Genomic DNA, 13681 nt, shown 5'->3' with positions numbered 1-13681 from the left:
CGACGCGCTCAGGTGCCGGACGCCCCGACCGCCGGGCGTTCGGCGTCCGGCGGACGCGGCCGGTGCACGAGCGTGACGAGCACGACGCTGATCATCATGAGCAGGAACCACGACACGATCTTGTGCGTCGACACGAGCGTCCACCCGTGCTCCTGCCCCGGATACGCCCACGCGCCCACGAGCGTGCCGATGTTCTCCGCGAACCAGATGAACACGGCGACGAGCCCGAACGCGACGAGCACCGGCATGCGGTACGTGTTGCGATAGACCCGGAAGTGCATCATGCAGCGCCCGAACACGACGAGGACGAGTGCGAGCAGCACCCACCGCGCGTCCCACACGAAGTGGTGCGCGAAGAAGTTGAGGTAGACGAGCGCGGCGATCGGCACCGTGACCCACAGGGGCGGATAGTGCGTGAAGCGCAGGTCGAACAACCGCATGACCCTCGTGAGATACGACCCGACGGCCGCGTACATGAAGCCCGTGAAGAGCGGCACGCCGCCGATCCGCAGCAGGCCGCCCTCGTCGTAGCTCCACGAGCCGACGTCGGTCTTGAACAGCTCCATCGCCGTCCCGACGACGTGGAAGACGAGCACGACCCAGAGCTCACGCACGGTCTCGAGCTTGAACACGAGCATCGCGATCTGCAGGAGGGCCGCGACGATCACGAGCAGGTCGTTGCGCGCGAGGGGCGCGTCGTCCGGCCACCAGAGGCGCGCCGCGACGATCGCCACGAGCAGGAGCGCGCCGAACACGCACGCCCACGCCTGCTTCGCCCCGAAGACGAGGAACTCGAGCAGGCGGGCGCGCGCCGAGTGTCGCGGCGCGCTCCCGAGGAGGCGCCGGGCGAGCGCGTCGAGCCGACGCTCCGTCGACGTCAGGTTCCGGCGGTCGTCCTCGCCGTCACCGATCGTCGGGGCGTCGGAGTCGGCGCTCGGCGCCACCCCGTCGTCAGACGAAGACATCCGGATTGAGGTCGTCCGGATCGACACCCGGGGAGTACGGTGCGAGATCGGTCACGCCCGCATCGGCGAGCACGTCCTCGCACAACAGCATCTCGCCGTTGCGTCGGCGCGGGTTGCCGGTGAGCACGGCGTGCGCCGCGTCCGCGTAGATCTCCGGCGTCCGGCTGCGGCGGTACACCTCGTCGCCGCCGAGCAGGTTCTGCACGGCGGCCGTCCGGATGGTCGTTCGCGGCCAGAGCGTGTTCGCCTCGATACCGCGATCCACGAACTCGGCCGCGTGGCCGAGCGTCGCGAGCGACATGCCGAACTTCGCGGTCGTGTAGCCGGGGAACGCGCCGAGCCACTTCGGGTCGAGGCTCACGGGCGGCGAGAGCGTGAGGATGCGCGGACGCTCCGTCTCGAGGAGCGCCGGCAGGGCCGCACGCGAGAGCATGAACGTGCCGCGCGCGTTGATGCCGTGCATGAGGTCGTAGCGCTTCGGGTCGAGGTCGAGTGTGCCCGAGAGATTGATGGCGCTCGCGTTGTTGACGACGATGTCGATGCCCCCGAACGCGCCGATCGTCTCGCTCACCGCACGCATGATGTCGTCGTCGTCGCGGACGTCACCGACGATGGGCAGCGCATGGCCCCCCGCGGCCTCGATCTCGGCCGCCGCGGTGTGCACGGTGCCTTCGAGCTTCGGGTGGGGCTCGCCGGTCTTCGCGAGGATCGCGACGTTCGCGCCGTCGCGCGCGGCCCGGAGCGCGATCGCGAGGCCGATGCCGCGCGAGCCGCCCGACATGAGCAGCGTGGTGCCGGCGAGTGTGGATTCGGTCATTCTCGTTCCCTTCGATTCACGACCACGACGGTGGACCGGGACCCGCCGTCGGGCCCCGGTCCACCCCGGTGGTCAGCGCTTGCCGCCGCCGAGCAGGCCCCCGAGGAGACCGCCGAGGAGGTCACCCAGCCCACCCTGTTCGCTCTGGGGTGCCGTCGTCTGCTCGCGCGTGCGCGAGGTCGGGGTGCCCGTCGGACGGGAATCCGCGCCCGACGAGGCGGAGCCCGTGCCGAACACGTCCGGAACCTGCACGCCGGAGGAGTTGGAGCCGCCCGTGGACGTCGTCTGCGAGGTGGAGCCGCCCGTCGCGCCGCCGAGCGCGCCGCCGAGGATGCCGCCCAGGATGTCGCCGAGACCGCCCGATCCCTGCGAGCCGGAGTCGGCCTGGCCGGTCTTCTTGAGGAGCTGCGACGCGAGCCACGAGAGCACGATCGGGGCGAGGATCGGCAGGAGCTGCTTGATGAGCGAGCTGCCGCCCTCCGCCTGCGAGCCGAGCTTCGCGACGACCTGATCGGTGCTCGAACCGAAGATGTTCCGGACGATCTTCTGGCCGTCCGCCGTGTCGATCCGTTCCGGGTCGACGCCGCCGTCGAGCAGGTCGTTGCGGTGCGCGCCGAGGGCACGCTCGATCGAGGCCGCTCCGGCCGGATCGGCGGCGTTCGCGCCGAGGCCACCGACCAGGGCGGGGAGGAGCTGGTCGATCGCGGCGGAGGTCGCGGCGGGGTCGGCACCGATCTGGGCGGCGATGCGGTCGATGGGGAGCTGCGCCTTGAGTGCGGCGAGGTCGGACATGCGGTCTCCTGTCGGGACGTCGGGGCGCGGTGGTGCGCTCAGCCCGACGGTACCGTGCCGGGCCGACGCGGACGAGACCGTCGCGCCGCGCGCCGCGTGTGCGAGCGCCGACGCGCACCGGGGGCGGGCGTTCCGCGAGGGCGCCCGGATACGCTAGGAGTGGGGGGACAGGATGTCGGACGTGCAGATCCGGCCGTTCACGGCCGACGACACGGCGGTCTTCGCCCGCCTCGCGAGCGATCCGCGCGTGACGGCATTCGTCGGGGACGGTCGCCCGTGGAGCGAGGAGACGGTCGCGGCGCGGGCCTCGGACGCGCTCGCGGACGACCCCGTCGACCGTGTCGGTTCGTCGCGGTGGTTCATCGCCGAGGAGCAGGGACGCCCGGTCGGGCTCGGTACCGCGACCCGGCGTGACGGGTGCGTCGAGATCGGCTACTGGGTCGATCCCGCGGTGTGGGGGCGTGGCGTCGGCGGCGCGATCGTCACCGAACTCGTCCGTGCGGCACCCGGCCGCTTCGGCATCGGGCGACTCGTCGCCCGCGTGCACCCCACGAACGAGGCTTCGTCGAAGGCGCTGCTGCGTCGCGGCTTCAGCGCCCAGAACGCGGGCGACGGCGTCGTGCACTACGCCCTCGACGTCACCCCACGGTTCGAGCGGGCCTGATCACCCGTCGATCGACGAGAGCGGGCGCGGCCCCTCGTCCGAGGGACCGCGCCCGCTCCCGGGGCATCCGGATCAGGCCCGCGCGAGCGCGGCGTCCGAGAGTGCACCGGCCGCGATGCGCGGCGTGAGGCGCTGGAGCTGCGTCACGTGCTTCGGGGAGAGCTCCTCGAGCGTCGTGACCTGGAGCAGCTTCATCGTGCGTTCGACCTGCTCGCTCAGGATGGCGATCGTGCGGTCGACACCCTCGCGCCCGCCGGCCATGAGTCCGTACAGGTAGGCGCGACCGATGAGCGTGAACTTCGCGCCCATCGCGATCGACGCGACGATGTCGGCACCGCTCATGATGCCCGTGTCGATCGCGACCTCGACGTCGTTGCCGACCTCGCGGACGACGTCGGGGAGCAGGTGGAACGGCACCGGCGCCTGGTCGAGCTGACGTCCACCGTGGTTCGAGAGGACGATGCCGTCGACGCCGAGGTCGGCGAGCCGCTTCGAGTCCTCGACGTTCTGCACGCCCTTGACGACGATCTTGCCGTTCCACATGGAGCGGATGATGTCGAGGTCGTCGAACGAGATCGACGGGTCCATCGCGGAGTTGAGGAGTTCCCCGACGGTGCCGCCCGTCGACGAGAGCGACGCGAACTCGAGCGGCGGGGTCGTCAGGAAGTCGAACCACCACCACGGACGCGGAATGGCGTTGAGCACCGTGCCGGCCGTGAGCTGCGGCGGGATCGAGAAGCCGTTGCGCTTGTCACGCAGACGCGCGCCGGCAACTGGCGTGTCGACCGTGAAGAAGAGCGTGTCGAAGCCCGCCTTCTCGGCGCGCTCGACGAGCCCGTACGAGATCTCGCGCTTGCGCATGACGTAGAGCTGGAACCAGTTGCGGCCGTTCGGGTTCGCGGCCTTCACGTTCTCGATCGAGGTCGTGCCGAGCGTCGAGAGCGTGAAGGGAATTCCCGCCGCGCCCGCTGCACCTGCACCTGCACCCTCGCCCTCGGTCTGCATGAGGCGCGTGAACCCTGTCGGCGCGATGCCGAACGGCTGGGCGGACGGGCCACCGAAGATCGTCGTCGACGTGTCGACCGTCGAGACGTCACGCAGGATCGACGGGTGGAACTCGATGTCCTCGAACGCGTGACGTGCGCGGGCGATCGAGATCTCGCGGTCGGCGGCACCGTCGGTGTAGTCGAACGCGGCGCGCGGCGTGCGGCGCTTCGCGATGCGGCGGAGGTCGTCGATCGTGAGGGCCGATTCGAGCCGGCGCTTCTTGGCGTCGAGCTCGGGGAACTTGAACGAGACGGCCGCGAAGAGTTCCTTGGGGTGCGGGAGCTGCCGCTTGATGTGGGACAAGGGGTGTCCTTTCGATTCGATGGGAGGAGACGACTAGGGGAGCATCCAGGACAGCACGGACGACTGAAGGCCGACCAGCAGACACATGGCCGCGAGGAGTCCGACGCTCCACCAGATGACCTTGCGGAACAGCTCGGACTCCCGACCGACGAGGCCCACGGCGGTCGCGGCGATCGTGAGGTTCTGCGGGCTGATCATCTTGCCGACGACGCCACCGGAGGTGTTCGCTGCGACGAGGAGCGTCGGGTCGAGGCCGGCACGGATGGCGGCCGTCTGCTGGAGGGTCGCGAACAGGGCGTTGGCGCTCGTGTCGGAGCCCGTCACGGCGGTGCCGAGCCAGCCGAGGATCGGGGAGAGGAACGCGAAGGCGGCGCCCGTCCCGGCGATCCAGACACCGATCGTGATGGTCTGCCCGGACTGGTTCATGACGTAGGCGAGGGCGAGCACGGCACCGACCGTGAGGATCGAGAAGCGCAGCTTGACGAGCATGCGCCACCAGATCGCGGCGGCCTCGCGCAGCGGCGTGCGGTCGACGATCGCGACGACGATGCCGCACAGCACGAGCAGTGAACCGGCCGACGACAGCCACGTGAACGTGTAGACCGTCGAGGTGACCGCTTCGCCGGCCTCGTTGAGGATGTTGCCGTGCAGCCACGGCCACGGGATCTTCACGTCGGTCGCGGCGAGCGCGTCGCGCAGCAGCGGCCAGAGCTTCGCGAGCGAGAACACCGCGATGACGAGCAGGTAGGGGAACAGGGCGAGGAAGACGCGCTTCGGCGTGAGCTGCTCGGTGCGGGTCGCCGTCGCGACGGCGCCCGTGGCCGGGGCGGTGCCCGTGCCGCCGGGGGCGTCCGTGCGGTGCTCGTCGCTCGCGGCGAGTGCGAGCAGGCGCTCGCGGGCCTCGACCGAGCCGCGTGGCGGCGCGATCTTGAGCATGACGACCGCGGCCGCGATGCCCGCGAGCGAGGCGACGACGTCGGTGAGCTCGACCGAGAGCCACGTCGCACTGACCCACTGGGCGATGGCGAACACGATGCCGACGGCCGCGGCGATGTGCCACGTGTCGCGGACGCCGCGCTTGCCGTCGGCGAGCAGCACGAGGAAGAGCGGCACGAACACCGCGAGCAGCGGCGTCTGGTGACCGACGACGGCACCGATCTCGTGGTAGTCGATGCCCGTGAGGTTGCCCGCCGTGATGATCGGGATGCCGATCGCGCCGAACGCCACCGGTGCGGTGTTCGCGATGAGGACGATGACCGCGGCGCGCATGGCGGGGAAGCCGACCGCCATGAGCATGACGCCCGTGATCGCGACGGGGGCCCCGAAGCCCGCGAGCGCCTCGAGCAGGCCACCGAAGCCGAACGCGATGATGATCGCCTGGATCCGGGGGTCGTCGCTGATCGCGTCGATCACGCGGCGCAGGTCCTCGAAGCGGCCGGAGTGGACGGTGAGCTCGTAGAGCCAGATGGCGTTGAGCACGATCCACATGATCGGGAACAGGCCGAAGGCGAGCCCCTGCGTCGCGGCGAGCCCGGCGAGGTGCACGGGCATACCGTAGGCGAAGACCGCGACGACGATCGCGACACCGAGGGACGTGAGGCCGGCCCAGTGGGCCTTCCACTTCAGGACGCCGAGCGTCACGAAGATCGTGGCGAGTGGCAGCAGGGCCAGCAGCGCCGAGATGAGCAGACTCTCACCCACCGGGGCGAGGTCAGGGGTATAGGTCGGCATGCGACTCCTAAGCGAAACGTCATTGTCCAGAGGTCAGACCACTGAATGGATGGTACGACGAGGGGTCGAATTCGTCAACGTGTCTCCCGGTCGGACTCGCGAGGTGGTAGGCATGGGGCATGCACGAGGACGATGGTGGCCCGACGTGGCGACCGCTCAAACGCGCGCGGGCCCACGAGCTCGTGATGGAGGCCATCGAGGAGCAGATCATGGCCGGCGCACTGCGTGTCGGTGATCCGTTGCCGCCCGAGCGCGAACTCGCCGCGCGACTGCAGGTGAGCCGCGCGGGCGTCCGTGAGGCCGTCCGGGTGCTGGAGGGGGACGGCGTCCTCCGTTCGCGCACGGGCGCGGGCGCCGAGGCCGGCACCTTCGTCGACGCGCTCCCGCGAGAAGCGCTCACGCGCCTCCTGCGCCTGCACGTCGCCCTCACGAACTTCGCTGTCGAGGACGTCATCGAGGCAAGGTTGCTCCTCGAGGCTTCGAGCGCGGTGAATGCCGCGGACCGCGCGGGCGAGGCCGCGGTCGAGGCGATGCGCGATGCACTCGAGCGCATGGAGGTCGACGGGGTGAGCCAGGAGGCGTTCAACGACGCCGACACCGACTTCCACCTCGCGCTCGCAGAGGCGGGCGGCAACGAACTCGCCGCCTCCCTCACGGCGGCCATCCGCGGCGCGTTGCGGACGCCGATCCTCCGCGCGATCCGCCGGAGCGACGACTGGCCCACGGTCTCGGCCGAGCTGCGCCGGCAGCACCGTGAGCTCTTCGACGCGATCCGGGCCGGCGAGGGCGTGCGTGCGGGGGAGCTCGCGGCGGAACACATCCGGTACTCGCAGACCGCGCTCCCCGACCCCGGCCCCGACGCCGCGACGACCGGCGTCCCGGCGACGGACTGACGCCCGCCTACGGATCGGGCGGTGCCCGCCGCTCGGTGCCGGGGCCGCCCTCGGACGCGATGGTACGTCGCGAGTGCGCGACGGGCGCGTGACCGGACGTCCTCACGTCCGCCCACGCGCCCGTCGGCCTCGGGGTCGGCCCCGAATCGTGGCTCAGTGCTCGACCGCGGCCTCCGCACCGTGACCGGTGTACTCGCGCACCTCCATCTCGGCCTGCAGCTCGGGACTCTCCTTCTCACGGGTCGTCACCGAGCCGAGGAAGCCGAGCAGGAAGCCGACCGGGATCGAGATGATGCCCGGGTTGTTGAACGGGAACCAGGCGAAGTCGATGCCCTCGCCGAGCAGCGAGGTCTCGGCTCCCGACACGACGGGGCTGAACGTGATGAGCACGAGCGTCGTCGCGAGGCCGCCGTACATGCTCCAGACGGCACCGCGCGTCGTGAAGCCGCGCCAGTAGAGGGAGTAGAGGATCGTCGGCAGGTTCGCCGATGCCGCGACCGCGAAGGCGAGTGCGACGAGGAACGCGATGTTCTGCCCCTGCACGCCGATGCCGCCGATGATCGCGACGACACCGATCACGACGACCGTGATCTTGCCGACGCGGACCTCGCTCGCCTGGTCGGCCTTCCCGTGCTTCAGGACGGAGTTGTAGATGTCGTGCGCGAACGAGGCCGACGCCGTGAGCGCGAGTCCCGCGACGACCGCGAGGATCGTCGCGAACGCGACCGCCGAGACGATGCCCATGAGGACGGGGCCGCCGAGCTGCAGCGCGAGCAGCGGCGCGGCCGAGTTGACGCCGCCGGGTGCCGCCTTGATCGCGTCCGGGCCGACGAGCGCGGCGGCGCCGTAGCCGAGCACGAGCGTGAACACGTAGAAGCCACCGATGAGCCAGATCGCCCACACGACCGACTTCCGCGCCTCCTTCGCGGTCGGCACGGTGTAGAAGCGCATGAGCACGTGCGGCAGCCCGGCCGTGCCGAGCACGAGCGCGAGGCCGAGCGAGATGAAGTCGAGCTCCTTGCCGCCGTACTGCAGGCCCGGTGCGAGCACCGCGGCGCCCTTCTCCGACGCGTCGACCGCGTGCTGGAGTACCTGCGAGAAGTCGAATCCGTGGATCGCGAGCACCCAGACGCTCATGATGAGCGCGGCGCCGATGAGCAGGAACGCCTTGATGATCTGCACCCACGTCGTGCCCTTCATGCCGCCGACGAGCACGTAGACGATCATGAGGACGCCGACGACCGCGATCACGAGGCTCTGCCCGACGCGGTCCTCGATGCCGAGCAGCAGCGAGACGAGGCCACCCGCGCCCGCCATCTGCGCGAGCAGGTAGAAGAAGCACACCGCGAGGGTCGTGATCGCCGCGGCCGTGCGCACGGGACGCTGCTTGAGCCGGAACGACAGCACGTCGGCCATCGTGAACTTGCCCGTGTTGCGCATGAGCTCCGCGACGAGCAGCAGCGCGACGAGCCAGGCGACGAGGAAGCCGATCGAATAGAGGAATCCGTCGTAACCGTTGACGGCGATCGCGCCGACGATGCCGAGGAACGATGCGGCGGACAGGTAGTCGCCCGAGATCGCGAAGCCGTTCTGGGTGCCCGAGAACGATCGACCACCGGCGTAGTAGTCGGATGCCGTGCGGTTGTTGCGGCTCGCCCGCACGACGATGAACATCGTGATCGCGACGAACGCCGCGAAGATCGAGATGTTGAGGACGGGGTTGTTCTCCACCGTCTCGACGGCGGCCGCGAGTGTCGTTGGGACGTGTGCGAGGTCGATCATGCGCGGGCCTCCCCGGAGCGGTCTCCGGCGGGCTCGGTGCCCGCTTCGATGGATTCGAGGTCGTGGCGCAGTTCGCTCGCCATCGGGTCGAGGGTGCGGTTGGCGAACATGACGTACCAGGTCGTGATCGCGAACGTCGTCACGAACTGGAGCAGTCCGAGGATGATGCCGATGTTGACGAGCCCGAAGACGGGTGTCGCCATGAAGTCGGGTGCGTACGCCGCGAGGAGCACGTACGCGAGGTACCAGAGCAGGAAGAAGACGGCCAGCGGGAAGACGAACTTCCGCTGCGAGGTCCGCAGGCGCTTGAACAGCGGTCGCTCACGGAACGCGAGGTAGTCGACCTCGGTGGGGTCGGGGTGATCGGTCGGATCGAGTTTCGACATGCGGTTGGGGCTCCTTTGCCTCGTTGGTGTCTGTCCCTCGTGGGTGGTGCCTGTCCCTCGTGGGGTGCAGGTTCGGGTAGGTCCGGTGGATGCTTCGGTCGGTCGGTGTGGTCGGTCGGTCGGTGTGGTCGGTCGGTGGGCGGCCCGGTCCAGTCGCTCGTCGAGTCTCAGGGTCACCGCGGCGGTCAGCGCGGCGCGATCGCCACGAGCGCGTGGATCGCCGCGGGGTCCTCGATGGTCGCGGGCACGAGGTAGTCCTCGCCGTCGAAGATCTGGCGGATCGTCTTGCGCAGTACCTTGCCCGACCGTGTCTTCGGCAGTTTGGCGAGCACGTGCACTTCTCGGAACGCGGCGACCGGTCCGATGTGCTCGCGCACGAGCGCGACGAGTTCGTCCCGCAGCACGGCGGGGTCGCGCTCGTGACCGTGCTTGAGGGTGACGAACCCGACGGCCCGCTGCCCCTTGATCGCGTCCGCGACCCCGACGACGGCGGCCTCGGCGACGGCGTCGTGCAGGGTGAGCACCTCCTCGAGCGATCCGGTCGAGAGCCGGTGGCCGGCGACGTTGATGACGTCGTCCGTCCGGCCCATGACGAACACGAACCCGTCCTCGTCGACGTACCCGGAGTCGCCCGTCGCGTAGTAGCCCGGGAACGCCTTCAGGTACGCATCGCGGAAGCGCGACTCGTCGCCCCAGACCCCGAGCAGGTAGCCGGGTGGGAGGGGCAGGGTGAGCGCGAGGTTCCCCTCGGTGCCCGGGTCGGTGACGTCGGCGCCCGAGGCGTCGAGCACGCGCAGGTCGACGCCGGGGCACGGGACGCTCGTCGACCCCGGCTTGGCGGGCAGCAATTCGATGCCGCGCGGATTGACGCAGATCGGCCAGCCCGTCTCGGTCTGCCACCAGTGGTCGATCACGGGGCAGTGGATGCCGTCGTTCGCCCAGTGGTAGGTCTCCGGATCGAGCCGCTCACCCGCGAGGAACAGGGCTTCGAGCGACGAGATGTCGTAGCGGCCGAGGTGCGTGAGTGCGGGGTCCTCCCGCCGGACGGCACGAACGGCGGTCGGTGCCGTGAAGAGCGCCTTGACGCCGTACTCCTCGACGATGCGCCAGAACGCCCCCGCATCGGGCGTCCCGACGGGCTTGCCCTCGTAGATGATCGTCGTCGCGCCCGCGAGCAGCGGGCCGTAGACGATGTACGAGTGCCCCACGACCCAGCCGACGTCGGAGGCCGACCACCACACGTCGCCCGCCTCGATGCCGTAGATCTTCGACATCGATCGTGTGAGCGCGACGGCGTGGCCGCCCGTGTCGCGCACGATGCCCTTCGGATTCCCCGTCGTGCCGGAGGTGTACAGGATGTATGCGGGGTGCTCGGAGGCCACGGGCATGGGGTCCGCGGGTTCGGCCGCCGCCTCGGCATCGGTCCAGTCGATGAAGCGGATCTCGTGGTCGGCGTAGTCGGCGGCCGATCCGGGGACGAGGGGGCGGTTCGTCACGAACACCGTCTCGACGCTCGCGCCGCCGAGTTCGAGCGCACGCGCGACGATGGGCAGGTACTCGACGGTCCGGCCGGGTTCGAGCCCACCGGACGCCGTCACGACGACCTTCGGGGTCGCGTCGCGGAGGCGCACGGCGAGCTCGCTCGCGGCGAATCCGCCGAACACGACCGAGTGGATCGCGCCGATCCTCGCGCATGCGAGCATCGCGACGATCGCCTCGGGGATCATGGGCAGGTAGATGACGACGCGGTCGCCGGCCTCGACGCCCGCGTCGCGCAGGGCTCCGGCGAAGCGTGCGACGCGATCGAGGAGCTCGGCGTACGTCAGCTGCTTCTTCGTGCCGGTCATGGCGGAGTCGTAGATCACGGCGGGGGCGTCGCCGCGGCCGGCACGGACGTGACGATCGAGGCAGTTGACCGAGGTGTTGAGCTCACCGCCCGGGAACCACCGCCAGTGGGATCCGTCGGTGATCTCGATCGCGCTCGTGGGCTTCGTCGTCCATTCGACGAGGTCCGCGGTCTCGAGCCAGAACGCCTCCGGGTCCTCGATGCTGCGGCGCCAGACGTCGGCGTATCGGTCGTTTCGCAGGCGGTCGGTGGGCACGTTCTCGGTGCTGCCGGGCGGTGCGGCGGCTGCGGATTCCGGTGTTGCGGTCATCTGGTCGTCCTCCCACGATGGAGCGACGGGTGCACGGCGTCGTGCACGACCGGCGCCATTGCCAGGTGTTATCGTTCACGCTACGAAGCCGATGAGGGCTCGACCTACCCCCGGAAGTTGGTACTGGGATGTACGCGCCGAACACCGCACGGGACGACGAACTGCTCCAGGGCGTCGTTTCCCGGCTCGCGCGCTCGTCGGCGTTCCCGCTCGTGTTCGGTGGGCTCGTGAGTCACAGCGGCATCCACGTGACCGCGCTCGCGGGTCACCGCACGATGAGCCTGCGGGATCTGCACGTCGTGGCCGACCGCGGTCTCGGCGGTCGGGCACTCAGCGAACTGCGACCACGGATCGCCGTCGACTACCGGACATCGAGTGCGATCACGCACGACTACGACCGGCAGGTGCTCACGGAGGGCGTCCGCACGCTGCTCGCGGTCCCCGTCCTGGTCGACGGCGTCGTGCGAAGCGTGCTGTACGCGGGGCGACGCTCCGACGAGTCGACCGGTGGCGTCGCGGTGGGTCCGGTCGTCCGCGCCGCGCAGGAGCTCGGGCGCGAGTTCGCCGCGCGCGACGCGACGGTCCGGCGTTCCGCGGGTGGCGTCCTTCCGGCCGGCCGGCCCGATGGTCTCGATTCGATGCAATTGGAGGAGCTCCGGTCGAGCTTCGCCGAACTGCGCTCGATCTCGTCCAGTGTCACCGATCCGGAGCTGCTCGATCGCCTGCGCCACCTCGAGGGTCGGCTCGCGGCGCTCGCGGGAGCCGGTGCGGCCGGCGAGGCGGGCGGTGTGGGCGCCGATGCACCCGACGCCGAGCCGGTGCTGCTCGCGCCGCGCGAGACGGATGTGCTCGGCTACGTCGCGCTGGGCCGCACGAACCGCGAGACGGCGGCGGCGCTGGGCCTCGCCGAGTCGACCGTGAAGAGCTATCTCGGTACCGCGATGCAGAAGCTCGGTGCGACGACGCGCCACGACGCCGTCGTCCGGGCACGGCGACGCGGGCTCCTGCCTTGACCGCACGGGCACGTCGGAGGGGGCACGGCGGCGGATCTGCCACCCTGCATTCCCGCAGACGGTTCTGTTACGCGGAAAGTCATCGCGAGACGGGCTCGGATTGGAGTCGGTTCCGGCGCTCCCTACGCTGTTTCGCGAGGATCGGCCCGGTCGGCCGCTCCCGATCGAAAGGACCCCACCCATGTCTCGCTTCACCCGGGCCCTCGCCGCGGCAGGCGCCATCGCGCTCGTCGGCGCCCTCTCCGCATGCTCCAACTCCACTGACCCCGCGGCGACCGACGGCTCGGCCGCGGCCGACGAGGTCATCAAGATCGGCGTCGTCGGGGCCTCCGACCCGCAGTGGGAGCTGTTCAAGACCGCAGCGGCCGACGAGGGCATCAAGATCGAGGTCGTCGACTTCGGCGAGTACACGGCCGTCAACCCCGCGACGACCGCCGGTGACATCCAGATCAACCAGTTCCAGCACCTGCCGTTCCTCGCGCAGTACAACGTCGACACGGGTTCCGACCTGCAGCCGATCGGCGCGACGGCGATCTACCCGCTCGGGCTGTACTCGCAGAAGTACACCGATGTCGCCTCGATCCCCGCGGGGGCGAAGGTCGGCGTGCCGAACGACACGACCAACCAGGCCCGTGGACTCGTGCTCCTGCAGGCCCAGGGCCTCGTGAAGCTGACGGACGGCGGCACCGCGTTCTCGACCGCCGCCGAGGTCGACAAGGCCGCCTCGAAGGTCGAGGTCGTCACGATCGACGCCGACAAGATCGGTGCCTCGCTGCCCGACCTCGACGCCGCGATCATCAACAACGACTTCATCGAGCAGGCCGGCTTCACGGCCGACCAGGCGATCGCTCAGGACGACCCGTCCGACCCGAAGGCCCTCCCCTACGTCAACGTGTTCGCGACGACGGCCGAGCAGAAGGACAACCCGACCTACCTGAAGCTCGTCGAGATCTTCCAGTCGAACCAGGGCGTGCTCGACGCCGTGCAGGAGCAGTCCGGTGGGACGGCCGTCTTCCTGCAGACGCCGGCCTCCGAGCTGCAGTCGACGCTCGCGACGGTCGAGTCCGACTACAAGGCGACGAAGTAGCGTCGTCACCGGCGGGGTGGGGGCTCGGGAAGCCGGGCCCCCACC

The 13681-nt window shown here is 70.2% G+C and carries 12 protein-coding genes; 4 read left to right on the top strand and 8 right to left on the bottom strand.

Annotation, left to right across the window (positions count from 1 at the left end; translation table 11 throughout):
* Positions 1–8: 8 nt before the first annotated feature.
* The 3 genes from HNR16_RS15390 to HNR16_RS15380 form a co-directional block, all read right to left on the bottom strand.
* Positions 9–965, bottom strand: coding sequence for a DUF817 domain-containing protein (locus tag HNR16_RS15390; RefSeq protein WP_158041134.1), 957 nt, complete (start codon positions 963–965; stop codon positions 9–11).
* Positions 952–1782, bottom strand: coding sequence for an SDR family oxidoreductase (locus HNR16_RS15385; protein ID WP_158041133.1), 831 nt, complete (start codon positions 1780–1782; stop codon positions 952–954). The genes HNR16_RS15390 and HNR16_RS15385 overlap by 14 nt, the downstream gene beginning before the upstream one ends.
* A gap of 72 nt (positions 1783–1854) precedes the next feature.
* Positions 1855–2574: a DUF937 domain-containing protein gene (locus HNR16_RS15380; protein ID WP_158041131.1), complete on the bottom strand. Its 720-nt coding sequence runs from the start codon at positions 2572–2574 to the stop codon at positions 1855–1857.
* A 172-nt stretch (positions 2575–2746) separates the two neighbouring features.
* On the opposite strand from HNR16_RS15380, the gene HNR16_RS15375 reads away from it, so the two are divergent.
* Positions 2747–3238: a GNAT family N-acetyltransferase gene (locus HNR16_RS15375; RefSeq protein ID WP_158041129.1), complete on the top strand. Its 492-nt coding sequence runs from the start codon at positions 2747–2749 to the stop codon at positions 3236–3238.
* 72 nt (positions 3239–3310) lie between these two features.
* Here the strand turns inward: HNR16_RS15375 and HNR16_RS15370 are convergent, their stop codons facing one another.
* Both HNR16_RS15370 and HNR16_RS15365 read right to left on the bottom strand, forming a co-directional pair.
* The gene (locus HNR16_RS15370; RefSeq protein ID WP_158041127.1) at positions 3311–4588 is read right to left on the bottom strand and encodes an alpha-hydroxy acid oxidase; all 1278 of its coding nucleotides are present in this window, start codon (positions 4586–4588) and stop codon (positions 3311–3313) included.
* A 33-nt stretch (positions 4589–4621) separates the two neighbouring features.
* Complete coding sequence (locus HNR16_RS15365) at positions 4622–6319, bottom strand: L-lactate permease (RefSeq protein ID WP_158041125.1); 1698 nt, start codon at positions 6317–6319, stop codon at positions 4622–4624.
* Positions 6320–6438: 119 nt separating this feature from the next.
* On the opposite strand from HNR16_RS15365, the gene HNR16_RS15360 reads away from it, so the two are divergent.
* Complete coding sequence (locus tag HNR16_RS15360; protein ID WP_158041124.1) at positions 6439–7212, top strand: FadR/GntR family transcriptional regulator; 774 nt, start codon at positions 6439–6441, stop codon at positions 7210–7212.
* Positions 7213–7365: 153 nt separating this feature from the next.
* On the opposite strand, the gene HNR16_RS15355 is transcribed toward HNR16_RS15360, so the two are convergent.
* The 3 genes from HNR16_RS15355 to HNR16_RS15345 form a co-directional block, all read right to left on the bottom strand.
* Entirely contained in the window at positions 7366–8994 is a 1629-nt protein-coding gene (locus HNR16_RS15355) for a solute symporter family protein (protein ID WP_158041123.1), read from the bottom strand.
* On the bottom strand, positions 8991–9380 hold the full coding sequence (locus tag HNR16_RS15350; protein ID WP_158041122.1) for a DUF485 domain-containing protein: 390 nt from the start codon (positions 9378–9380) through the stop codon (positions 8991–8993). Before HNR16_RS15350 ends, HNR16_RS15355 begins: the two co-directional genes overlap by 4 nt.
* A 185-nt stretch (positions 9381–9565) precedes the next feature.
* Positions 9566–11536 carry an AMP-binding protein gene (locus tag HNR16_RS15345; RefSeq protein ID WP_158041121.1) on the bottom strand — a complete coding sequence of 657 codons (1971 nt, stop codon included), beginning with the start codon at positions 11534–11536 and terminating at the stop codon, positions 9566–9568.
* Between the two features lie 128 nt (positions 11537–11664).
* Between HNR16_RS15345 and HNR16_RS15340 the strand changes: the two genes are divergently transcribed.
* Both HNR16_RS15340 and HNR16_RS15335 read left to right on the top strand, forming a co-directional pair.
* A complete protein-coding gene (locus tag HNR16_RS15340; protein WP_158041120.1) occupies positions 11665–12549 on the top strand; it encodes a LuxR C-terminal-related transcriptional regulator in 885 nt (294 codons plus the stop codon).
* Positions 12550–12730: 181 nt separating this feature from the next.
* A complete protein-coding gene (locus tag HNR16_RS15335) occupies positions 12731–13636 on the top strand; it encodes a MetQ/NlpA family ABC transporter substrate-binding protein (RefSeq protein ID WP_158041119.1) in 906 nt (301 codons plus the stop codon).
* Positions 13637–13681: the final 45 nt, after the last annotated feature.

Source organism: Pseudoclavibacter chungangensis, from assembly GCF_013410545.1.
Classification (GTDB): Bacteria; Actinomycetota; Actinomycetes; order Actinomycetales; family Microbacteriaceae; genus Pseudoclavibacter; species Pseudoclavibacter chungangensis.
Note: the sequence above shows the minus strand (reverse complement) of the source record. Positions and strands in the feature narration are given on the sequence as shown.

Bases quoted from the DNA above. Each gene is read 5' to 3' on its own strand.
- HNR16_RS15390 (WP_158041134.1), bottom strand. From the start codon at position 965: ATGTCTTCGTCTGACGACGGGGTGGCGCCGAGCGCCGACTCCGACGCC.
- HNR16_RS15380 (WP_158041131.1), bottom strand. From the start codon at position 2,574: ATGTCCGACCTCGCCGCACTCAAGGCGCAGCTCCCCATCGACCGCATC.
- HNR16_RS15345 (WP_158041121.1), bottom strand. From the start codon at position 11,536: ATGACCGCAACACCGGAATCCGCAGCCGCCGCACCGCCCGGCAGCACC.
- HNR16_RS15385 (WP_158041133.1), bottom strand. From the start codon at position 1,782: ATGACCGAATCCACACTCGCCGGCACCACGCTGCTCATGTCGGGCGGC.
- HNR16_RS15375 (WP_158041129.1), top strand. From the start codon at position 2,747: ATGTCGGACGTGCAGATCCGGCCGTTCACGGCCGACGACACGGCGGTC.
- HNR16_RS15360 (WP_158041124.1), top strand. From the start codon at position 6,439: ATGCACGAGGACGATGGTGGCCCGACGTGGCGACCGCTCAAACGCGCG.
- HNR16_RS15335 (WP_158041119.1), top strand. From the start codon at position 12,731: ATGTCTCGCTTCACCCGGGCCCTCGCCGCGGCAGGCGCCATCGCGCTC.
- HNR16_RS15355 (WP_158041123.1), bottom strand. From the start codon at position 8,994: ATGATCGACCTCGCACACGTCCCAACGACACTCGCGGCCGCCGTCGAG.
- HNR16_RS15365 (WP_158041125.1), bottom strand. From the start codon at position 6,319: ATGCCGACCTATACCCCTGACCTCGCCCCGGTGGGTGAGAGTCTGCTC.
- HNR16_RS15340 (WP_158041120.1), top strand. From the start codon at position 11,665: ATGTACGCGCCGAACACCGCACGGGACGACGAACTGCTCCAGGGCGTC.
- HNR16_RS15350 (WP_158041122.1), bottom strand. From the start codon at position 9,380: ATGTCGAAACTCGATCCGACCGATCACCCCGACCCCACCGAGGTCGAC.